Annotated in this window: 15 protein-coding genes; 12 read left to right on the top strand and 3 right to left on the bottom strand. The window is 57.1% G+C overall.

Annotated features, from left to right (window positions below; all coding sequences use genetic code 11):
- The first annotated feature begins 18 nt into the window (after positions 1-18).
- The 3 genes from FHS18_RS03965 (at position 19) to FHS18_RS03955 (ending at position 7,746) form a co-directional block, all read left to right on the top strand.
- Complete coding sequence (locus FHS18_RS03965) at positions 19-1,734, top strand: extracellular solute-binding protein (RefSeq protein WP_183597166.1); 1,716 nt, start codon at positions 19-21, stop codon at positions 1,732-1,734.
- A gap of 123 nt (positions 1,735-1,857) precedes the next feature.
- A complete protein-coding gene (locus FHS18_RS03960; RefSeq protein ID WP_183597165.1) occupies positions 1,858-2,259 on the top strand; it encodes a GNAT family N-acetyltransferase in 402 nt (133 codons plus the stop codon).
- Between the two features lie 312 nt (positions 2,260-2,571).
- Entirely contained in the window at positions 2,572-7,746 is a 5,175-nt protein-coding gene (locus FHS18_RS03955; protein ID WP_183597162.1) for a phosphodiester glycosidase family protein, read from the top strand.
- 106 nt (positions 7,747-7,852) lie between these two features.
- Here the strand turns inward: FHS18_RS03955 and FHS18_RS03950 are convergent, their stop codons facing one another.
- Complete coding sequence (locus FHS18_RS03950) at positions 7,853-8,629, bottom strand: NAD-dependent epimerase/dehydratase family protein (RefSeq protein WP_183597372.1); 777 nt, start codon at positions 8,627-8,629, stop codon at positions 7,853-7,855.
- Between the two features lie 244 nt (positions 8,630-8,873).
- Between FHS18_RS03950 and FHS18_RS03945 the strand changes: the two genes are divergently transcribed.
- The 8 genes from FHS18_RS03945 to FHS18_RS03910 all read left to right on the top strand — a co-directional run bounded on the left by FHS18_RS03945 (position 8,874) and on the right by FHS18_RS03910 (position 19,989).
- The gene (locus FHS18_RS03945) at positions 8,874-10,937 is read left to right on the top strand and encodes a methyl-accepting chemotaxis protein (RefSeq protein ID WP_343060384.1); all 2,064 of its coding nucleotides are present in this window, start codon (positions 8,874-8,876) and stop codon (positions 10,935-10,937) included.
- A gap of 151 nt (positions 10,938-11,088) precedes the next feature.
- Positions 11,089-13,143: a methyl-accepting chemotaxis protein gene (locus tag FHS18_RS03940; protein WP_183597160.1), complete on the top strand. Its 2,055-nt coding sequence runs from the start codon at positions 11,089-11,091 to the stop codon at positions 13,141-13,143.
- 154 nt (positions 13,144-13,297) lie between these two features.
- Complete coding sequence (locus tag FHS18_RS03935; RefSeq protein WP_343060383.1) at positions 13,298-14,332, top strand: GDP-mannose 4,6-dehydratase; 1,035 nt, start codon at positions 13,298-13,300, stop codon at positions 14,330-14,332.
- Positions 14,329-15,036: a glycosyltransferase family 2 protein gene (locus tag FHS18_RS03930; protein WP_183597156.1), complete on the top strand. Its 708-nt coding sequence runs from the start codon at positions 14,329-14,331 to the stop codon at positions 15,034-15,036. Before FHS18_RS03935 ends, FHS18_RS03930 begins: the two co-directional genes overlap by 4 nt.
- Position 15,037: 1 nt before the next feature.
- The gene (locus tag FHS18_RS03925; RefSeq protein ID WP_183597154.1) at positions 15,038-15,358 is read left to right on the top strand and encodes a lipid-A-disaccharide synthase N-terminal domain-containing protein; all 321 of its coding nucleotides are present in this window, start codon (positions 15,038-15,040) and stop codon (positions 15,356-15,358) included.
- Between the two features lie 566 nt (positions 15,359-15,924).
- Positions 15,925-17,781 carry an LTA synthase family protein gene (locus FHS18_RS03920; RefSeq protein ID WP_183597152.1) on the top strand — a complete coding sequence of 619 codons (1,857 nt, stop codon included), beginning with the start codon at positions 15,925-15,927 and terminating at the stop codon, positions 17,779-17,781.
- 211 nt (positions 17,782-17,992) lie between these two features.
- Positions 17,993-19,609 carry a family 10 glycosylhydrolase gene (locus tag FHS18_RS03915; protein ID WP_183597150.1) on the top strand — a complete coding sequence of 539 codons (1,617 nt, stop codon included), beginning with the start codon at positions 17,993-17,995 and terminating at the stop codon, positions 19,607-19,609.
- Entirely contained in the window at positions 19,606-19,989 is a 384-nt protein-coding gene (locus FHS18_RS03910; RefSeq protein ID WP_183597148.1) for a ribosomal maturation YjgA family protein, read from the top strand. The genes FHS18_RS03915 and FHS18_RS03910 overlap by 4 nt, the downstream gene beginning before the upstream one ends.
- A 98-nt stretch (positions 19,990-20,087) precedes the next feature.
- Here the strand turns inward: FHS18_RS03910 and FHS18_RS03905 are convergent, their stop codons facing one another.
- The gene (locus FHS18_RS03905; RefSeq protein WP_183597146.1) at positions 20,088-20,669 is read right to left on the bottom strand and encodes an NAD(P)H-dependent oxidoreductase; all 582 of its coding nucleotides are present in this window, start codon (positions 20,667-20,669) and stop codon (positions 20,088-20,090) included.
- Positions 20,670-20,792: 123 nt separating this feature from the next.
- Between FHS18_RS03905 and FHS18_RS03900 the strand changes: the two genes are divergently transcribed.
- Positions 20,793-21,815: an AraC family transcriptional regulator gene (locus FHS18_RS03900; protein WP_409348527.1), complete on the top strand. Its 1,023-nt coding sequence runs from the start codon at positions 20,793-20,795 to the stop codon at positions 21,813-21,815.
- Between the two features lie 71 nt (positions 21,816-21,886).
- Here the strand turns inward: FHS18_RS03900 and FHS18_RS03895 are convergent, their stop codons facing one another.
- A complete protein-coding gene (locus FHS18_RS03895) occupies positions 21,887-22,372 on the bottom strand; it encodes an 8-oxo-dGTP diphosphatase (protein ID WP_183597144.1) in 486 nt (161 codons plus the stop codon).
- Positions 22,373-22,398: the final 26 nt, after the last annotated feature.

The following is a 22,398-nucleotide window of genomic DNA, read 5'->3' as shown; positions in this document are numbered from 1 at the left end:
CAAGGGGAGGTAATAGATATGATCAGCAAACGGTTCAAAGCAGGGGCTAGCCTAGCGATCGCGCTCGCCGTTCTGGCGGGCTGCAGCTCGAATGCCAATACGCCGCAGACCGAGGCGAATAACGGCAACAAAGGCAACAACAACGCGGCAACGAACACGGCAGAAGGGAACGCGCAGACGAATACCGCTGCGGGTCCTGCCTGGAAGCAAGATACGTCGCCATTCACATTCACGCAGTATTTCTACGGCAACTGGGCGTCCAACTACCTGTGGAAAGATCAATTCGCGATGAAGCTGATCACCGAGAAGACGGGCGTTACGATCGACCGGAAGCTCGCAACGGGCAGCGACGACGATTACCTGAATACGATGATCGCGTCGGGCGATCTGCCGGATACGATCATGCTGGACTGGAACAATCCGGCCGTCTCCAAGCTGATCAAGAACGGCATGGTCTATTCCATCGACGAGCTGATCGAGAAATACGCGCCCGACCTGAAGGATATGCTTGATCCGGAGATGGTGAAGTACCACTCGGTTGACGGCAAGCTGTGGTATCTCCCGAACTATTTTGAGACGAAGGACCGTCTGACGAGCGGCGTGCCGATTACGCCGATCCGGCCATGGTTCATCCGCAAGGACATCTACGAAGCGATCGGCAGTCCGAAGATCGAGTCGACCGACGATCTGCTCGCGGCGCTGAAACAGGCGAAGGCCAAGTTCCCGGACATTAACCCCGTCGGCGTCGAGTTCTTCGACGTGGCGAAGAACGGCTTCGAGGGCAGCTTGTCCATGGACTATCTGATCTATTCGTTCTCGCCGAACCTGTTGGAGGAGCGGATCAAGGACAACGAGAAGCTGGTCGAGTACCCGATGCGCAACAAAGGCTTCATCGACGCGTTCAAATATCTCAACACGCTGAGCCGCGAAGGGTTGTTCGATCCGCAGCTGCTCATCTATAAGCAGGAGCAATACGAGGAGAAATTGTATGGCGCGCAGTATGCCGTGGCGTCGCAATTCATGGACGGCATGTATACCCGCTACAATCCGAAGATCGAGAGCACGCTCGGCGCGGATAAGGAGTACGTGGTGCTCGATGGCATCAAGGCCAACGGCCAGACGCCGCGCTACCCGGCTTCCCGCCTGATGGGCTGGCAGGGCTTCTTCGTCACGAAGAAGGCCAAAGATCCGGAGCGGATTATCCGGTTCGCCGAATACGCTTGGTCGGACGAAGGGCAGCTCGACTTCCTCTACGGCAAGGAAGGCGAGACGTACGAGATGGTCGACGGTCTCCCGCAATACAAGCCGGAAGTACGCGATCTGATGCTCACGGACAACAATGCTTGGTATGCCAAATACGGCCTCACCGCTTCCACGCTGCTGTGGCGTTCCGGCACGGTGATCGACAAGGCGGCTACGCGTGACTTCATGAAGGATCAGCCGGAGCAGTTCGAAGCGAAGAAGCTGCTCGAGAAATACAACTATGACGTGTATCCGCTCGGCATGGAGAATCTCGAGCCGGAAGGCTCCACGGCCGAAGGCGTCATTAACGTGAAGGTCAAAGACCTATGGAACAAAACGATTCCGAAGCTGGTTCTGGCGAAGTCGGATGACGAGTTCAACAGCGTCTACGAAGAGTTTATCTCGCAGATGGATAAGGTCGGTGCGAAGGATGTCGAGAAAGTGATGTATGAGCGCCACCTGGAAGATTTGAAGAAGAAAGGCATTCAATAAATTGCGATAAGAGAACCTGCGGCCGATTGAGGCTGCAGGTTTTTTGTGTGGATCCAGAAATTCAGGGTTGTACGGTAGCGAGAATATCCTTATAATATCTGACAAAAAGTGGATGTGATGCGCATGGAAAGACAAGTTGGCGCTTATGTAATTAGTGATGACAAGGCTCGGCTGGACCTCGATCGGATCGGCCAGCTCCTCTCGACCAGCTACTGGGCGAAGCAGCGAGCGGCGGATGTGATCGCCCAATCGATTGCGAATTCCGTGTGCTATGGCATCTATGAGGGGGAGCGCCAAGTCGGCTTTGCGCGAGTCGTTACCGATTACGCTACCGTTTTTTATTTATGCGATGTCATTATCGACGAGGCCCATCGGGGCAACGGACTCGGGAAGCAGCTTATGGCATGCATCATCGAGCAATATGGCGGGCTGCATGGGCTGTTGGGCACGTTAGACGCGCACGGCTTGTATGAACAATACGGTTTCCGGCAGAATGAGCGGCTCATGAATCGTCGCGGGAGCTAAGCACACGAGGATGAGGGAGATATGCGAGTCTCGTTGTCCTTCCATTCAGTAGAGTCTTGACGAGAGTTTTCGTCAGGGCTCTTTTTTATATCCAATGATACAAGGAGTAACGAATTTACGAACATTTCAACGATTTCGAACATGATCCGAACATTGAAGCTACATGATGGAGCCAGTGCGTCGTAAGTTTCAATTTCGACTAGGCAGGGGGTATCGACAGGGGCTCGGGCAACACACGCAAGATTGGGAGATTCAACCCATTTCTAATAGTATACGGCGCGCATTCCTAGCATACCGGAGGGTTAGAACCAAATGAAATGGAATCGGCAATTCAAAGGCTTGGCGGCGATGCTGGTGCTCGCTTCGGCGATTAGCCCGGCTGGACAAGCCTTCGCTGCGCTCGAGGCGCAGCCTTACGGCACAATCATAGATTCCCGTACGATGGAGCTGGCGCCGGGCGCGGCGTACAGCTGGTATGATATGCAGATCGGCCGCGGCGCGGAGAAGATGCATGTCGTGGAATTCGACCCCAAGAACCCGAACCTTGCGCTGCGGGCAGGCACGAAGAGCGGCAAAGTGTACGGGATGCAGGGCGTTACGCAGATGGCGAACTACGCGGACAAGCCGGGCAACCGGGTTATTGCCGGCATCAACGGCGACTTCTACGATATCTCCGGCTACGCGACCGGCGTGCCGGACGGTCTCTTCATGGACGAGGGGCGCATTCTGAACAGTTCCACCAGCAGCTTCGCGTTCGGCCTGACCGCTGACGGGCAATCGTTGTACGGATCGCCGAAGCTGACCAAGACGGTGACGATCGGCGGGAAGACATCGAATTTGACGCACATTAACCGCTACCGGGATAACAACCAGCTCGTTCTCTTCACGGCCGATTACAATGCGTCCACGAAGACGGCGAATACCGGCGACGAAGTCGTGCTCGCGGTTGAATCGGGAGCGGTCAAGAACGGCGAGACGATGCAGTTGAAGGTCGTTGAGGTGCGCAAAGGGCTTGGCGATTCGCCACTGACGGATGGAAGGGTCGTCCTGTCCGCAGCAGGGACAGCCCGTGATGTGCTTGTTGGACTTCAGATCGGCGACACGGTGACGGCCAGCTTCGCGCTGGCTGGCGAATGGGCGGAAGCGGAGTTGGCGATCGGCGGCCAGGGCCCGTTGATCAAAGACGGCGACATTCAGACGAACGTGGGCCCGACCGGCGTGCACCCGCGTACGGCAATCGGCACGAAGGCAGACGGATCGATCGTCCTGTTCGAAATCGACGGGCGAGCGCCGGGCTTCAGCGAAGGGGTCGAGACGGAAGAGCTGGGCGAGCTAATGGAAGATCTTGGCGTCGTCGATGCGATGAATCTCGATGGCGGCGGGTCTTCGACGTTCGTGACCAAGATGCCTGGCGAGACGGCCCGCAAGATGCTTAACCGCGGCTCCGACGGCGGCGAGCGCCAGACGGGCAACGGGCTGCTGCTCATTAACACGGCGCCTGAAGGCGAGGCGGCGAAGCTGGCCGTCCAGCCGGCGATGGAGCGCGTGCTCACCGGCGCTACGATCTCGTTGAAGGCGGCAGGCATTGATGCGAACGGCCATCCAGCAACGGTAGCGGATGCAATAGCGTGGACGGCCGACCCGGCTATCGGCACCGCTCACGCAGATGGCAGCTTCACGGCCGGCAGCGAGGCAGGGACGGGGCAGGTGCAAGCAAGCGCAGGGGAGCTTACGGGCAGCAGCACGATCGAGGTCGTCGACCAACTGACAGCGCTTGCGTTCCCGGATGCGGTGAAATCCTTCACGTCCGGTCAGCAGAGCGCGCTGTCCGTGAAGGCGCTGCGCGATGGCCAAGTCATTCAGGCCAGCAACGACAGCTTCACTTGGCGCGTGGAGGGCGAGATCGGAACGATCGATGCCAATGGCGTCTTCCAAGCGGTCGATGCCAATGACAGGCAAGGCAAGATCATCGTCAGCTACGGCGACGTGCAGACTTCGATGGAGGTGAGCATCGGCGTTCCGCCGGTCGTGCTGGAGGATTTTGAAGGCGGACTCGGGAACTACAACGCCAGCGGCGCGGCCTATAACACCGTGAAGATCGATCAGGAGACGAATGAGGATTTCGTCCGCACCGGGGCAAGCTCGCTGAAGCTGAGCTATGACTTCGTCGGCAAGACGGGAACTTCCGGCGCCTACTTGAGCGCGAAGTCTACTGCCCAGCGCATCCAGGTGACCGGCTATCCGGAGAAGATCGGCATGTGGGTGTACGGCGACGGCCAGAAGCATTGGCTCCGCGGACAAATGCGCGACGGCAATAACGCCGCGTTCGCGATCGATTTCACCGATCAGACGAGCGGCGTCAACTGGACAGGGTGGAAGTATGTCGAAGCAACGGTGCCGAAGGGCAAAGCCGTTCCGCTCACGATGGATCTGCCGGTCCGTTATATGGAAACGAGCAATACCAACAAAACGAGCGGCGCGATCTACATCGATGGGATCCGTGCCGTGTACGGCCCGCTCAGCGAGGATCGGACGCCTCCGCTGATCAAGCAGCCGGCTCCGGCCAATGGCGCGGTCGTCAATACGGGTACGCCTGAGATCCGCTTCATCGGCGAGGATGACGGCTACGATCCGGTGACCAGCCCGGGAACGACGCTGATCGATCCGGCGAAAATCCGTCTGTACGTCGACGGTCAGCAGGTGCAGTACGGCTTCTATCCGCCGCAGGGACGCGTCTCGTACAAGCCTTCGGCCGCCCTTGACGACGGCATTCATACGGTGAAGGCTGCTATTCGCGATCTGGCCGGGAACCAGACGATTCAGGAATGGAGCTTCACGGTGGAGACCGGCGCGGCGAAGCTGGCTTATACGACGCCGATGAAGGTATTCGCAGGGCATTCGTATAGCGTGGACATCACCGGCATGCAGGCAGCGAAGCTGAAGAGCGGCCATCTGGAATTCGCCTTCGATCTGTCGAAGACGGCTGAGCTTCAGGTCGTTCGCGGCGCTATGATTCCGGAGGACAGCCTGGAGACCCAGTTGGATGCAAGTACGGGCATCGCTCGCATAACTTTCAGCGATCTGGACTCGCTCGGTCTGACAGACGCCGACACGTTGGCTCAGATCAAGTATCGAGTTAAAGGCGACGCGGCGGGAACGAATGCCGTCACGTTCCGTTCCGGATCTGCGCTCCTTGCTGGCGAAGGCCAGACCGTCAAGACATTCAACGGACCTTCCCTGCAATCGGTGATCCAGCAGGAGCTCCAGCTGACATGGGACGACAACATCGGCCAAGGCTTCGCGACCACTTTCAAGGTAACGGATGCTGCAGGAGAACCGGTTGCAGCTGCAAGCTTGCTGGCGGATGGCGTAGATGTTGGAAACGGCACGTTGGTAACGGACGAAGACGGGAAGCTGCAGACATCCGCGCTAACCGAAGTGATTAAGGAGTATAAGGTACAGGCGGTGAAGGGCGAGCAGTATAGTCCGGTCGTAAGCTTCAAGCCGTCGAAGCTGGCAGGCTCGGCGGAGCCTTATAACATCGGCGTCTCGATGGGCGCGGATCCTGCGAAGTCAAGAGGGTTCAACTGGCATACTCACCCGAGCACGGACAAGACGGTCGTGGAGCTGGTCCGGCAGGCGGATTTCGCGGGCTTCGATCAGCCGAACGTGACGCGCATCGAAGGTACCAGCTATTTGTACAATACGCTCGATCTGGGCACGATCCGGGTGCATAAGGCAGTAGCCGAAGGATTGGCGCCAGGCACGGCCTACGTGTATCGCGTAGGCAATGGCGAAGGGCTGTACAGTGCGCAAGGTACGTTCGAGACGGCGAAGACCGAAGATGGGAAGACATCCTTCCTGGTGCTCGGGGATTCGCAGGCTTCCGATGAAGCGGGTTTCAAACTGTGGGGCGACACGCTGAAGACGGCGCTTACCGACCGGCCGGATTCCGAATTCATTGTGCACCTGGGCGATATCGTCGATAACGGGTTCAAGGAGCAGGAGTGGAACTGGTGGTTCGCGAAGGCGCAGGAGCAGCTGATGAGCACGACGACCGTATCGCTCGTCGGCAACCATGAGGTGACCGGCACGAAGTTGAACGGGGATTTCCTCGCGCACTTCAACCATCCGCAGAACGGGGTGGACAGCCAGAAGGGAACGAACTATTCGTTCGATTACGAGAATGTCCATATCGCCGTTCTCAACAGCGAGTACGAGTTGGATAAGCAGAAGGAATGGCTGCGGACCGACCTTGGGTCAACGTCGAAGAAGTGGAAAATGGTGTTCTTCCACCGCGGTCCGTACGGCAGCATCTACGACTCCGCGAACGTGCGCGAAGCGTGGACGCCGATATTGGACGAGTATGGCGTAGACGTCGTGATGAACGGCCATGATCATATTTATCTGCGTACGTACCCGATGAAAGGCGGTTCGCCGGTTGCGGAAGGTCAAGGCACAACGTATATCATTCCGGGCGCGACCGGTCCGAAATTCTACGAGCAGACGGAGCGCCCATGGCAGCAAATTATCGACGACGAGAACACGCAGATGTATGCGTCGGTCGATATTACCCAAGGCAGCTTGACGGTCACGACCAAGACGATCGGCGGCCGCGTCGTCGACACATTCGAACTGGCCAAGGAAGATCCCGAGCCGTTCGTAAGTCCGCACTTCACCGATCAAGCTGGACCGGTGCAAGCCGGGGAATCGTTCGACCTGACCTATGGCATTCTCGGCCTGAAGGGACAGGTCATCGCGCAGGATATTACGGTGAACTACGATCCGGAGCGCGCCGAATTTACCGGCTTCGGGGATGTGCTGAAGGAAGGCGTGCAAGTGGTGGAGCATGAGGAAGAGCCAGGCCAAGTCAGGTTCGTAGCCGTTGACTTGAGCGGCGAGGCCAATGGATCCAACGAACGTCTGCTTCAGCTGGGCTTCAAAGCCCGCGGCTTGCAGGGCGAGACTTATATCTCGATCAGCAACGCCGTCATCGGACTTGAGGATGGGCAAGAGCGGGTCATCGGCGGGGCTGCTCACCTGATCACCGTAGACGTCGCGGACCGTACCGCGCTCGTTGCCGCGATCGCCGAAGCGCAGGCGTTGCATGATGCGTCGGTAGAAGGCAAAGCCGTCGGCCAATACCCGGCTGGTAGCAAAGCCGCGCTGCAAGCCGCGATCGACGCGGCAAGCACAGTGGCCGATAACGCATATGCAACCGACGAGCAGATCGCGTCTGCTTCTGCGGCATTAGCGGGAGCGGAGGGTCATTTCCGCAGCCTGATCATTAAGAAGTCGCCAAGCGACGTGAACGGCAACGGCCAAGTGAGCATCGGCGACCTGGCCATCGTCGCAGCCGCGTATGGCAAGGACAGCACATCGGCGGATTGGAGTGAAGTGAAGGAATTCGACTTCAACGAGGACGGTTCAATCGGTATTGAAGATCTGGTTTATCTGGCGCGCAAGATTCTGGATAACGTTCAGTAACAAGGGGAAAAAGCCGGCCAATTGTCCAATTGGCCGGCTTTTTACTACGCGAAGGAGCGTATCGAACCATCAGCAGCAAGCGCTGCCGTGCTGACTCGGCGCAAGATTACTTCGTCACGCCGCCCTGATAGGCCGTCTCGTCGTGCTTGATCGGCTGATGCCGACGCTCGGCCTCATCCATCAGCCGCGCAGCGTCGTCTTGCGGATCGTAGCCGATCAGCTCCTTCAGGTAGCCGATATCATAGTAGTTATCGGTGTTCGCCGAAGTTCCGTAGAGGCATAGGAACGGGATATTCTCGTCCGCCTCGATGCAGCGTTCGGCCAACTGCACCATGTCGCGGGCCGAGATCCAAATATGGGCGGCCCGGTCGGAATGCGGGCGGTCGTCTCCGGGGAAGTTGCCAATACGGATATTGATCGACGAGATCCCGTGCTTGTCCGCATAGAGCTGTCCGAGCAGCTCGATATAGCATTTGCTCAGGCCATAGAAGCTGTCGGGGCGATACGGATCGGTCGCTTCGATCTTCTCGCCGACCTTGTAGAAGCCGGTGGCATGGTTGGAGCTGGCGAAGATGATTCGCTTCACCCCGTTCCGGCGGGCAGCCTCGTAGAGATGGTAGGCGCCGGTCACGTTGATCGGGAGCACTTTGCCAAGAAAGTCATCCTGGTCCTTGGCCCATGCAAAATGCAGCACCGTATCTACGCCTGTCGTTAACTCCTCCATTCTCTGCGCATCGGTTACGTCGAGCGAGGCGATGCCCCGGGCTTCATCCGGACGCACATCGGCTGCGGTAATGTCATAGCGCTCTAGCGTGCGGAGTCCGGCCGTCACGGCGCCCCCGATCACGCCGGCAGCACCGGTAATGAGCAGCTTTCGTTTCATAACCATCACAAGTCCCTCCTCTTACATCCTGTTACTTGTAATATACCCAGGAAGGAAGAAATAATGGCGTGGCGCTAATCGCTCTTCGGCGTTAGCGTTAGCTCGCTATACATCTGGTTTACCTATCATTTCCTCCTCGATCGACAAAATTATTTAATATATTACATCTTTCGACATTAATCTACAATTGTGCCACTAATCTACCGATATCTTAGCTATTAATGATGGTAGAGGGGCGTACAACGTGTTCAAGAAGAGGAAGAGTCAAGAGAAAAAGAAGAAAGGCAGCCTCTCGCTACGCGTGCGACTTCCGCTAATGATCGGCATCCTGGTGCTGATCGTGCTGCTCGGTACGGGTATCGCGACGTATCAATTCGGCTCGGATCTGCTGTTGCAGAAGAGCAAGGATGAGATGACCGCGAATGCGAACCGGATCGGCGAAGAAATGTGGACGACCGTTAACCTGCAGCAGCAGACGGTCCATATGGTGTCGATCCATAACACGTTCGAGGAACTAATTGAGGCACACGATGCGAAGACGATGGAGGATTCGGTTTTCTTCTCGGATGCCAATCCGTTGTTCGCGAAAGCCAATGATATTCTGACGGAAAGCCTGGCCGGGGCGAAGAGCGTCAACAACTTCATGGTCGTCGACCAAGCAGGCACGATCTTGGCTAACAGCAATCCGGACAGCATCGGCGAATCGCGCGCCGACCGCGAATACTTCCAGAAGGCGATCGCCGGCGAGAGCTTCGTCAGCGATGCGATCGTGTCCAAATCGACCGGGGGGCTGCTCATCGCGATCTCCGAGCCGATCAAAGCGAATGACGGCAGCATTGTAGGCGCGTTCGTCGCTACCTTCGGCGCGGATTTCTTCACTGAGAAGCTGAAAGATATTCGGATTAACGCCGAAGGGGTCATCAGCATCTACAGCCGCTCCGGCATTACGATGTACAACTCTGCTCATCCGGAACAGGCGGGACAGCAGTTGGAAGGCGAAGGCGTCGAAGCATTCTTGGCGCAGAAGGCGGAGGACACGGTCATCCAGGACGGGTTCGACATGGGCGGCAGCTATATGCGCTTTACGAAAATCCCGGAAGCGGACTGGAATGTGTTCGTCACGGACAGTTACGAGGATATTAATCGTCCGCTCGGCCGTCTGTTGAACCAGATCGCGCTCGTCGTTGCCATTGCGCTCGTACTGGCCGTTGGCGTAGGCATCGTGCTGTCGATGCTCATTACGACGCCGATCATTCGACTGACCGGATTGTTCAAGCGACTGGCGGAGGGCGACTTGACGGTGAAGGCCGAAGGAACGTACCGCGGCGAATTCGAGCAGCTGGCATCCAGTTTCAACACGATGGCGGATAACAACCGGGAGTTGATCGCGAACATGAACGGATCGATCGAGGTCCTGACCTCCAGCACGCTGCAGCTGGAAGCCTCCTCGAAGCAGACGGCCCGTTCGATTAGCGAGACGTCTTCGACAACGATGGAGATCGCGACGGCCATCGAATCGCAATCGTTCGATACCGAGCATATCGTGGACAGCTTCTCGGGCTTCGGCGACCGCGTCAATACGGTTAGCGGAATGGCGCAATCCGTGCGCGACCGCGCCGACCGGATCGTCGACGTGTTCCACACGAGCAAAGCGGTCGTGGACCATCTGATCGATATCAACAGCCAGAACGAGAGCGAAGTTCGCAAAATCTCCGGCATTACGGAGCAACTCGAACAAAGCGCGAGCCAGATCGGGACGATCACGGCCGCGATCACGACGCTGGCCAGCCAGACGAATCTGCTGGCGCTGAACGCGTCGATCGAAGCGGCGCGCGCCGGCGAGCATGGCCGCGGCTTCGCGGTCGTCGCGCAGGAAATCCGCAAACTGGCCGAGCAGAGCGCGAAGCAGTCGAGCGAGATTCAAACGATTATCGGCCAGACGCTCGGATTCGTGTCCGACAACAACCAGAGCGTCCGCGGCATCCGGGATATCGCGGCGCAACAGGACCAATACGTCGGCCAGACGAAGGAAGCGTTCCAGTCGATCTTGGACAATGTGATGGATATCGTCGAGCAGATCAAAGGCATGGCCGGCGAGCTTGAGCGCATGGAGAAGGACAAGGATGTCGTGCTTGTATCGGCCCAGCAGCTGTCTGCTTCGGGCGAAGAAATCTCCGCTTCGGTCGAACAGGTAACGGCTACGGTGCAGGAGCAGTCGGGCATGGTGAAGCAGCTGGCTCTCATGGTCGAGACGATCGACGAACTGACCAAGGAACTGGCGGTCAACGCGGCGAAGTTCAAACTATAAGCTTAACGAAGCAAGCACGCGGATGCATGAATCCGGCGTGCTTGTTTTTTTGCGCTGCATCCTAATCGCATGTTTTGTTAGGGAGACGGTCACAATAAAATGTCAACTTTGTTATATACCGGCCAATAGAGACACGTTAAGGAGGAGCGGCATGGGGTTTAGGAGCATTAATTCGCGCATGTTGGCTACGCTGCTGCCGATCGTTCTGCTGACATTGATCGGGCTTGCCTGGTACATCAGCCATGAGCAGCAGGCTACGCTCTATGAAGAGACGAAGAAGAGCATGGACAACGGGACCAACCGCGTCATCAACCAGATGATGATCGATATCAATGCGCATAACAAGCTGGTTGAATCGATGGCCCGTGAGCTTGAGAATAATCCATACCGTTCGAAAGACGAGCTGCAGAACATGGTGAAGGCCGTCTTGCCGGTGAATGGGGACTCGTTCGGGCTTGGCTTCTTCTATATTCCTTATGCGTACGATCCGGAGAAAAAACTCTACTCGGTTTATGGCTATAAAGCAGATTCCGACATTACGTTCACGGAGGCTTACAATGAACCGGCTAACGATTATACGAATTTGGAACTGTACAAGGAAGCGATGTCCACGGACAAAACGGTCGTGATCAGCGACCCTTACTTTGACGAACCGACCCAATCCACGCTCGTCACCTTCAGCGCCCCGTTCTTCGATGAGTCCAAGAAACGGATAGGGGCCGCGATGGGCGATATCAATCTCAACAATCTGCAGGCTTACGTCAGCCAGATCACCGTCGGCGATTCAGGCTGGGCATTCCTGATCGATTCGAAGGGCGACTATCTGGGACATCCGAACACGGACAAAATGATGAAGGTGAAAGTCACGGAAGAAGAGCGGGCTGACCTTGCCGAGCTCGGGAAATCGATGCTGGCCTCCGAACAAGGCACGGGCCGGTTCACCGATGAGAAAGGGCTCAATCAGGTCTTCTATCAGAAGATACCGGAGCTCGGCTGGACCCTTGCGCTCGTGGTGCCGGATGCAGAGTGGACGAAACCGGTCACGGATCTGCGCAATACGATGCTGATCCTTAGCGCAGTCGTCTTGCTCATTCTGGCCACGGCCATTGTGCTCTTCGGCCGCAGCGTTGCCAAACAGGCGCGGAACATTAACCGCTTGTCCCGGTCGCTCGCCGAAGGCGACCTCTCGTACCGTCTCCAAGAGAAAGGTCGAGACGAGTTCGGCCAGATCGCGCGTAATTTCAATACGACGATGGATTCGCTGGAACGAACGCTCGGGCGGGTTATTCAGAACTCCCATACCGTCGCCGCGACCTCGCAGCAGCTTAGCGCCAGTGCCGATCAGACGAGCAGGGCAACCGAGCAGATCGCCGAATCGATCGCGGAGATCGCCGAAGGCTCTGCGCAGCAAGTGGAGCAGACGACGCACGGCGCGGAGATTGCCGCTATTGTCTCGGCAACGGTGAGCGAGGTGGCAAGCAATGTCGACGAGGTTACGCAAGCTTCCGTCCAGACGAAGGAGGAGGCGCTGAGCGGCAGCGGCGTTGTCCATGCCGCGGTCGATCAGATGAACGTCATCGAACAGCGAATTCAGGCGATGTCCCGGATTATCGATACGCTCGGCAGCAAATCGAAACAAATCGACGGGATCGTCACGATTATTACGGATATCTCGGGCCAGACGCATCTGCTTGCGCTCAACGCCGCGATCGAAGCGGCGCGCGCCGGCGACTACGGCCGGGAATTCGCCGTCGTCGCGGACGAAGTCCGCAAGCTGGCGGATGAATCCACGGAAGCCGCCGAGCAGATCCGCAAGATCATTACCGACATCCAGTCCGACACGAAGCGTGCCGTCAGCGCGGTCTCGGAAGGCAACGCGGCGCTGACCGACGGAATCTCGAAGGTCCATCAGACCGGCGAAGCGTTCGAAGGCATCCGCGGATCGATTGAGCAGCTTACGGACCAGACCCAACAAGCTCAGGAACGCATCCTGCACGTCCACAGTCAGATGCACGAACTGGTCGACGCGATTAACGGAATCGCCAAGATCGCGCGGGAATCGGCAGACAGCACGAATACGGTCGCCTCATCCGCCGAGCAGCAGAATGCGTCCATGGAAGAGGTTGCTTCCGCTTCGGCTATGCTGACGAAGATGGCGGAGGATCTGATCGAATCGGTCGGCGCCTTCAAGCTCTCGGGAACATAAGCGGCTAGGACGGCTTGACCGCAAGCGAATATCGAATCGATACCCGGCGATCTTCATGGATCTGCCGGGTATTTGCGTATATTTTTCATGAAGGGCAAGTAAACGTATAGTACGGCGATAAAGAAGATTCCAATGGCGAGAGGGGAAGATGGGCGTGGCGACCTATTTGATCACGGGCGGAGCAGGATTCATCGGCTCCCATCTCAGTTATGCCCTTCTGCAGCAAGGCCATCGTGTCATTAATGTTGACGTCTTTACCGATCTGTACGATTACCGGGCCAAGATTCGCAATGTGCTGGCCGCGACCGGCTGCAAGTCTGTGTTCGACTTTCGGTATAAGGAGGCGGATCTGCGCCGGCTGTCCGAGCTCGTCCGCTCGGCCGACTATCGGCTGGAAGTGGCGGATATCCGGGACCGTGAGGCGCTTGCGCGTATTTGCGCGCAGGAGCGAATTGAGGCTGTCGTTCATTTGGCTGCGCTGCCTGGCGTTCGCGCGTCGGGGCTGCAGCCGCTTTTGTTTCAGGAAGTCAATGTGGACGGGACGCTGCAGATCCTTGAAACCATGAGAGACCATGGGATCGGCAAATGGGTGTGCGCTTCTTCTTCATCCGTGTACGGGAATAGCAGCAAGGCGCCCTTCAATGAGTCGGCTCCGGTGGATGCGCCGATCTCGGTCTATGCCGCGACGAAGAAGAGCTGCGAGTTGCTCGGGTATACGTACCACCATCTGTATGGCATCGATACGGTCATGCTGCGGTTCTTCACCGTATTCGGCGAGCGGCAGAGGCCAGACCTGGCCATTCACAAGTTCGTGCGGTTGATGGAGCAGGATGAGCCGATCCCGTTCTTCGGCGATGGAGAGACGATGCGGGACTACACGTATATCGGGGACATTATCGACGGGACGCTCCGCGCGCTGAACTACGTGGAAGGCAGAAGCGGGGTCTATGAGATCATTAACCTGGGCGGCAGTGCGCCAATCACCCTTCGCCGCATGGTCGAGCTGCTGGAGGAGAAGCTCGGCAGGAAGGCCGTGCTCGATCGGCTGCCGAAGCAGCCTGGGGATGTCGAGCGGACCGATGCGGATATCGCCAAGGCGGAGAAGCTGCTTGGCTATGCGCCGAAGACTTCGTTCGAGTCGGGCCTTGAGCGATTCATTGCATGGTACAAAGGAGGTCAGGTCCAATGATCGAGCTGACGGTTGTGGCCCCGGTGTATAACGAAAGGGATAATATCGACCGGCTGCATGCGGCGGTAACCGAAGCGGTGCAGGCTCAGGTGGACGATTATGAGCTGGTGCTGGTGGACGACGGGAGCTCGGACGGGAGCGGGCCGCTGCTCGATGAACTCGCGGCGAAGGATCCGCATGTGACCGTCATCCATTTTGAACGCAACTGCGGGCAGACCTCGGCGATCTATGCCGGCATCAAGCGGGCCTCCGGCCAATTTATCGCGCTCATTGACGCCGATCTGCAGACCGATCCGCGGGATATTTTCACGCTGATGCCTTATATGAAGGCCTATGACTTCGCGAACGGGACGCGGACGAAACGGCAGGACAGTCTGGTGAAGAAGGTCTCCTCGCGAATCGGCAACGGGGTGCGCAATTGGATTACGGGGGACGCGATTACCGATACCGGCTGCCCGATGAAGCTGTTCAAGAAAGAAGTGGCCGTCAGCTATTATTTGTACGAAGGATTCCATCGGTTCCTGCCTACGCTGGCCCGCATGAATGGCTTCTCCGTCGTCGAGGTGCCTGTAGATCATCGCGAACGGGAATTCGGAACGAGCAAATACGGGGTGCTGAATCGCGCCTTCGTCGGGCTGATGGATGCGATCGTCATCGGCTGGCTCCGCAAACGTGTCATCCGGTATACGATTCGAGGCGATTAAGATGTGGGGACTACGTACTGGCGAGCTGCTCTGGATCGTCTTCGGCATGATCGGGCAGCTGATGTTTACCGGCCGTTTCGTCGTGCAGTGGATTGCCAGCGAGAAGGCCAAGCGCAGCATCGTGACCAAATCGTTCTGGACGTTCAGCATACTGGGCAGCGCCATGCTGTCGATCTATGCGATCTACCGCAGGGATCCGGTGTTCATTGTCGGCCAGGTGCCGGGCATCCTTATTTATTGCCGCAATCTGGTCATCATGCGCAATAACGAGAAGAGCCAGGCGCTGCAGGGCGAGCAGCAGGAAGAAGGCGTCGTTCAGTAAGCTCACGTTTCGCGGTAACGGATAGTAACATCTAAATGGAAGTTCTCCGGTTGCTTGGGCAATGCCGGGGAACTTTTTTTGTCACCTGCAGGGAAGGTTTGAGTTGCACGCTTATAAAGCGTCTTGTATGTCTCCGGAATGAACCGCGCTGCGTCGCCAGAGGATGGCGACATCTTGGGAAAAGCCGTCGACAATTGGAAGTTAATTACTAATTATTGGGAGGTAATGTTATCGTCTTGACATTCAAATGTAACGGGAGTAAGGTTGATTTTATGTTGTTTGTATGATTGTACTTTATTTCACGTTCGCTTGGATGGAACCTGTTCGAGGGTAAGTGAGTATAAGGGGAGATGGGCATTAAGCGGGCGGGCGGATCTCGATCGACAGCCTGCAGCAGCAAGCATCAAAGGTTCATTATAAGGCGTAAGACAGGGCATCTCTTGCTGGGCTGCCTTATTTGAAATAGGATGAATTTCTTCTATTTCTACGGAATGAATCGCGCTCTCGCCATTATAGACGGCGTTAGCCCTTTCACTTGCGCCATGACAGAAAGGATGAAAAACACCATGTCACTGGTCATGAAGCTTGGTAATCGGCGGATATTGCTATTCACGCTGATTCTCGTGCTTAAGGGCGCACTCGCTTGGTTCGTCGTATTCGAGGATGGCCCCTCTTGGCTGACGCTGTGGACAGAAATTCCGTTCTTCTGGGTTGTATTCTGTCTGATTGAATGGTTCGCGAAGAAACGGAAGATGCTCTACTACACCCTAGTCAATTTATTGTTCACGTTGCTCTATTTCACCGTACTCATGTATTACAAATATTATGGCATTATCGTGACCTATCATGCGATTACGCAAGCTGGCAAGGTTACCCAGGTCGGGGACAGCACGTACTCGCTCATGGACCCTTATTATTTGCTTATTTTCGTCGATATTATCGTCATTGCAGCCGTATTGATCTGGGTTCGCCGCAAGTCGACGAAGCTGAATCGCCCGCTGCAGGTGGCGCCGATCGCGAAGCCGGTCATCGGCGTTATGTTCGTGCTCTCGATTGCGCTCTGCATCTTTAACATTTGGCCGAACCGCGCCAGCATGAATGAGAAGAAGCAAGCCGAAGAGATGGGGATTCTCAATTACGAGGTCTTTACGATTTTTGCCGATACGACCGATGATGAAGATCCTGCGCCGGCGGGCGAGATAACGCAAGCCAACATCGATCAGCTTAAAGGGCTGTCGGCGACGCAGACGCCAGCGAACTTCGGGGCGGCCAAAGGCAAGAACGTCATCATCATCCAGATGGAATCGTTCCAGAACTTCCTGATCGACTTGAAGATCGACGGCAAGGAGATTACGCCGAACATCAACAAGCTCGCCAAGGAAGAGTTCCACTACAACAACTTCTATACGATGGTCGGCCAAGGCACGACATCCGACGCTGAATATGTGGTCAATACGTCGCTCTATATTCCGAAGCATGGCGCGGCGACCGAGAAATATGTGGAGAAGGCGCTGCCGAGCTTGCCGAAAATGATGAAGGCCAATGGCTATGACACGGCTACGTTCCATACGAACGACGTGTCTTTCTGGAACCGGACCGAGCTGTATGACGCGCTCGGTTGGGATCGTTATTACGACAAGAGCTTCTACGGCGACGAGGACCATATCGCCTTCGGCGCATCCGATGAAGTGCTCTTCCCTAAGACGATCGAGAAGCTGACGGAGATGGATCAGGCCGACAAGCCGTTCTATTCGATGGTGATCTCGATGAGCGCGCACCATCCGTTCCATCTGCCAGAGGCGAAATATAAGATGGAGCTGCCGGAGCGCTTCGAAGACACGCTGGTCGGCAACTATATCCGCGCCCAGAACTATGCGGATTGGGCGATCGGCCAGTTCATTGAAGACTTGAAAACAAGCGGTCTATGGGAGGACAGCATCGTGCTGTTCTACGGCGACCATCAAGGCGTCTCGCTCTATGCGCTCGACGATCATGAGAAGGAACTGATGAACGAGGTCATGGACCGCGAGTACGGCTATACCGACATGTTCAACATTCCGCTCATTATGCACGCGCCAGGGGTTACCTACCCGGCGAAGCTGGAACAAGCGGGCGGTCAGATCGACATCCTGCCGACGGTTGCGAATTTGGTGGGCATTTCCTTGGATAACCAAATTCACTTTGGCCAGGATCTGCTGAATGCCACATCGAATATCCTGCCCATGCGCCACTTCCTGCCAACCGGGTCATTCGTGAATGACAGCGTGATGTTCCTTCCGGGCATCTCGTTCGAGGATGGCACCAATTATAGCGTCGAAGACAATGCGGTTGAAGCGGACGGTGCAACCGAGGATGAATCGGAGCGCGCGCTCGAGCTGCTCCATCTGTCGGACAGCTACGTCGAGCACTTGCCTTACAAATAGCCATTATACGTTTGATAATCGAACCATAGCCTCGATTCCGGTATCGCCTATTGCGAGCCTGGGATCGGGGCTTTTTTACTTCGCTTGGATAATAGAGAGGAGCAGGCATGAGGGAGAAAAGAGCCTGGCGCGCAACAAACACCCGCTATGGAGCGTCTAAAGGTGCTAGGAAGCAATAACTGGAAAGTGAAAGTGGGAGGAACGAGGAGCAATGAAGTTCAAGGGAACACGCCAATGGCTCATGCTGATGCTTATCTCTTGCATTGGGATTGTCGCAGGACTTGGGGGAGCTGCCGGGCAGGCAAGAGCAGCGGCAGAGATTCGCATTTATTTGGACGGGGTACTGGTGGAGGCAGATGTCGCCCCTTATGTCGTGCCGAAGCTGAACGTGACGATGGTGCCGCTTCGGTTCATCAGCGAAGGGATCGGTGCGGGCATCGCCTGGGATCAGCAATCGAAGACTGTCACGATTATCGATGGCAGCTCGACCATTACGATGACGAGCGGAGCGGGTACGGCGAGCGTCAATGGCCGCGCGATAGCGCTCGATGCGACCGTCCAGTCACGGGCAGGACGGATTATGGTGCCGCTGCGCTTCGTCAGCGAGCAGCTGGGTCTGACGGTGCTGTGGAATCAGAAGGATCAGATCATTACCTTGCTGAGCCCGACAGGGCCATCGCCCGTGCCGGTCGAACCAGACGCGGGAACGGGCGGCGGGACGCAGCCGGAGGAGCTGCGGGGGGCCTGGGTATCGACGGTCTACAGCCTGGATTGGCCGTCGACGAGCTCATACGGGAAGTCGGAGCAGCAGAAGGCGGAGTACATCGCTTTGCTGGATGATCTGCAGGGGATGGGGCTCAATGCGGTATTCGTCCAGTTGCGGCCTTCAGGCGATGCCCTGTACCCCTCGGCGCTCGTGCCGTGGTCGAAATATTTGACGGGCACCCAAGGGAAAGCGCCGGATTACGACCCGCTCGCCTTCATGATTGAGGAGACCCATAAGCGGGGGATGACCTTCCATGCCTGGTTCAATCCGTTCCGCGCGACTGTCGACCAGAAGGTCGACGCGCTTGATCCGCTGCATGTGGCCAACACGCATCCCGAGTGGATCGTGGAATCCGGCGGCAAGCTGTATATTAACCCTGGAATCCCGGCCGCGCGTCAGCACATCATCGACACCGTGATGGAGGTCGTGAATGGCTATGCGGTCGATGGCGTGCATCTGGACGATTACTTCTACCCTTCGAGCGGCACGTTCCCGGATGATGCGACATTCGCCATGTATAATGCGAGCGGCATGCTAAGCAAAGGGGATTGGCGCCGGAACAACATCAATACGTTCGTGCGCGAGCTCGGCGAGGCGGTGCATCAGGCGAAGCCGGACGTGCAATACGGCATCAGTCCGTTCGGCGTATGGCGCAACAAATCCGTTGATGCGACAGGGTCCGATACGAAGGCCGGCGTGACCGCCTACGATAACATGTACGCGGATGTCCGTACGTGGATTAAGCAGGAGTATATCGATTATGTCGCCCCGCAAATTTACTGGAGCCTCTCCTTCAGCGCCGCTCGCTACGATACGCTCGTCGATTGGTGGGCAAGGGAGGTTCGCGGCACGGACGTAGATCTCTATATCGGCCACTCGCCGTATAAGGTCGGCACGACGGAAGCGGGCTGGCAGAGCGCGCAGGAGATCATTAGCCAGCTGCGGTACAACGAGCAGGTCGATGAGGTAGCGGGCGACATCTTCTTCAGCGCCAAAGATCTCCGCCGCAATCCGCTGGGCTTAATCGCTGCGCTCCGGCAATATTACGGAGCGGCTTCATGACTCAACGGTTCGGCTATGCTTGCGCGGTCTGCGTGCTTATCGGCTTGGGGCTAGCTGTCCGAGCCATGGGCGGGCAGCTGCCGGCATTCATAGCGAGCCATGCCGGCGACGCGCTGTGGGCCGCGATGGTGTATGCCGGATTCCGGATGCTGCTCGCTCATCGCCCCATTCTGGCTAGCGTGATTTGGAGCAGCGTTTTCTCCGCGGCGATCGAATGCAGCCAGCTTTATCAAGCGGACTGGATGAATGCGATCCGGGCCACCACGCCAGGCGCGCTCGTGCTCGGTCACGGATTTCTCCCTGTTGACCTGCTGCGGTATGCGGCGGGCATCGGAATCGCCGCCGGAGGAGATTGCTTATGGCATCGGAGGCGAATGTAACGGAATAGGGTATCTCAGAGCCGTCTCGATGGCCTGGGATACCCTTTTGTTGCGGCATGGCCCGCAAAAGAGATAGCAACACGAATGGGCATGCCGTCCTACGCCAGCTTCTCGCCGAGTTTTCTCACCTGCGCCAGCCAGCTGGCGCGCGGGCTCTCCGCGGATTTGGTGACCGGACTGAAGTACGTGATGCGCACCGGAGTGATCCCGCAGAATTGCAGAATGTGCTGCTTGATGACCCGAATGCCGGCTTGCTTGTAGAAGAGACGGTTGACCCAGGAGGGCGTGTCGCTCGTGACGATGACGCGGGCGCTCTTCCCGCCCAGCAGCTTCTCGGGCAACATGCCGTTATCTTTGTAACGGAAAGCGAACCCCGGCAGCAAGGTGCGGTCGAAGAATCCTTTGAGCACGGCCGGCAAAGTGCCCCACCAGGTCGGGTAGACGATCACGATATGGTCGGCCCACCGGATCCATTCCTGCGCGCGCAGCAGATCCGGCTCGAGCTCGGTCCGCTGCCTGAAGCCGTGCTTCAGATTGATCTCGAAGGCAAGTTCGCCGACGGCGAGCGTGCGGACTTCGGCGTTCGTGGTGCGTGCCCCTTCGGCGTAAGCCGCTGACAGCGCCGCGCAGAAGCTAAGCGCGTCGGGATGGCCGTTAAGGATTAGAATTTTCGATTTCATGCGTTCTCTCCTCCATCTGATGGTGATATGCTGTATTTAGCATAACGGACGGCAGCGCAGCGCGAAGTGATGGATGGCGCAAGAATCGTGAGCAAATGCGCAAATAGGGAGAGGGGAGGGACGATCGTGGAACAGGAAGTGGCCATATCGATGATCTATCCGATCGTGAAAACGATCGTTCATAAGGGGCTCGAGGTCGAGGCGTTCTTCGACTATGCCGGTTTCGATTCCGGCCTGCTGCAGGACCCGGAAGCACGCATATCCGGACGGGAGCTTGAACGGCTGACGATCGCCGCAGCGGCCTATACCGGCGACGAGTGTTTCGGCCTTCATCAAGGGCAGCTGATGGACATCGCGGATATGGGCATTCTCGGGTATGTCATGATGCACTCCCAGCAGGTGAAGGACGCGCTGGCGGCTTATCGGAGATACAATGTGATTTTGGTGAACGGTTTTAACTTGGAGTGGGCGGAGCATGGGGAAGCGGTGCGGATCCGGCTGTACGCGAGCAATTCGGCGATCCGATTGTCGCGCCACTGTATCGAAGATATGGCAGCGTCGCTGTATCGGCTGATGGGGAAGCTCAGCAACCGGCGCATCGCGCTGCATGAGGTGCAGTTCATGCACGAGGCGCCTGCCGCGATAGAGCCCTACAGGGCGGCATTCGGAGTCACGCCTCGTTTCGGCTGCGGCGATAATGTGCTCGTTCTTGGCAAGGAGGTGCTGGAGTATCCGATTCTGTACGCCGATCCGAAGCTGCTCGTACTGTTCGAACAGCTGGCGGACGAAACCAAGGAGAGGCTGATCCACGGGAATGCGCTGTCCGATCAGGTGTTCCAATGGATGATGCGGTGCATGCCGGCCTCGTTCCCGACGCTGCAGGAGACGGCCGTGAATTTCAACATGAGCACGAGGACGCTGCAGAGCAAGCTGAGCGAGGAGCAGACCTCCTACAACGATTTGTCCGCGCGCGTCCGCAAGGAGCTGGCGGTCAGCTATCTGGGTAGGAACGCCCATTCCGTGAGCGAGATCGCGTACTTGCTCCATTTCTCCGAACCGAGCGCTTTCCAGAACGCATTCAAAAAATGGACGGGACTCACTCCCGGCCAGTATCGGAGCCGCGAGATAGAGCTGAAGGGCTCGTAGGCCGAGCGCGTGAAACGACAAAGGGCTGATATCCGCTGGGGATATCAGCCCTTTAGCGTAGCTTGAAACGGCTAGCCCAGCCTTCTCAGCTTGTCTTCAATCGCGCAATCGCGTTCCTCGTCCCATACGACCGATATTTCGAAGGTCCCTTCCTCGAAAAAGAGCGGCAGTCTGCGCTTGAACCATGGCTGCATCGGCAAGTCCATCGCCTCGCCGACCGTGACCCAATGCAACTCGCCTTCCGGAGGATCGGTAAGCAATTCCCCCTCGAATGAGGGGACGAGATAATTAAAGACCATATAGCGGTAATTCGTTGCCGGCACGACATATTCGTCGATGCCTTTGAAGACGAGGTCCTCCGGTTCAGCGATTAATCCGGTTTCTTCCCGCAGCTCGCGTACGGCCCCTTCGGTTATGCTTTCGGGAAAGTCGACTTTCCCGCCCGGACCGATATAGCCGGGAAAGCCCCGTTCGTCGGGGCGGTTGAGCAATAAGATCCGGTCCCCGTCTTGTGCGATGCACATCGTGTATAAGCCGCAATCATTTTTAGCCGGCATTTCTTTCCTCCTATGTCCGTGAACAA

The sequence above is a fragment of the Paenibacillus phyllosphaerae genome (assembly GCF_014192105.1).
Lineage (GTDB): Bacteria > Bacillota > Bacilli > Paenibacillales > Paenibacillaceae > Paenibacillus_Z > Paenibacillus_Z phyllosphaerae.
Note: the sequence above shows the minus strand (reverse complement) of the source record. Positions and strands in the feature narration are given on the sequence as shown.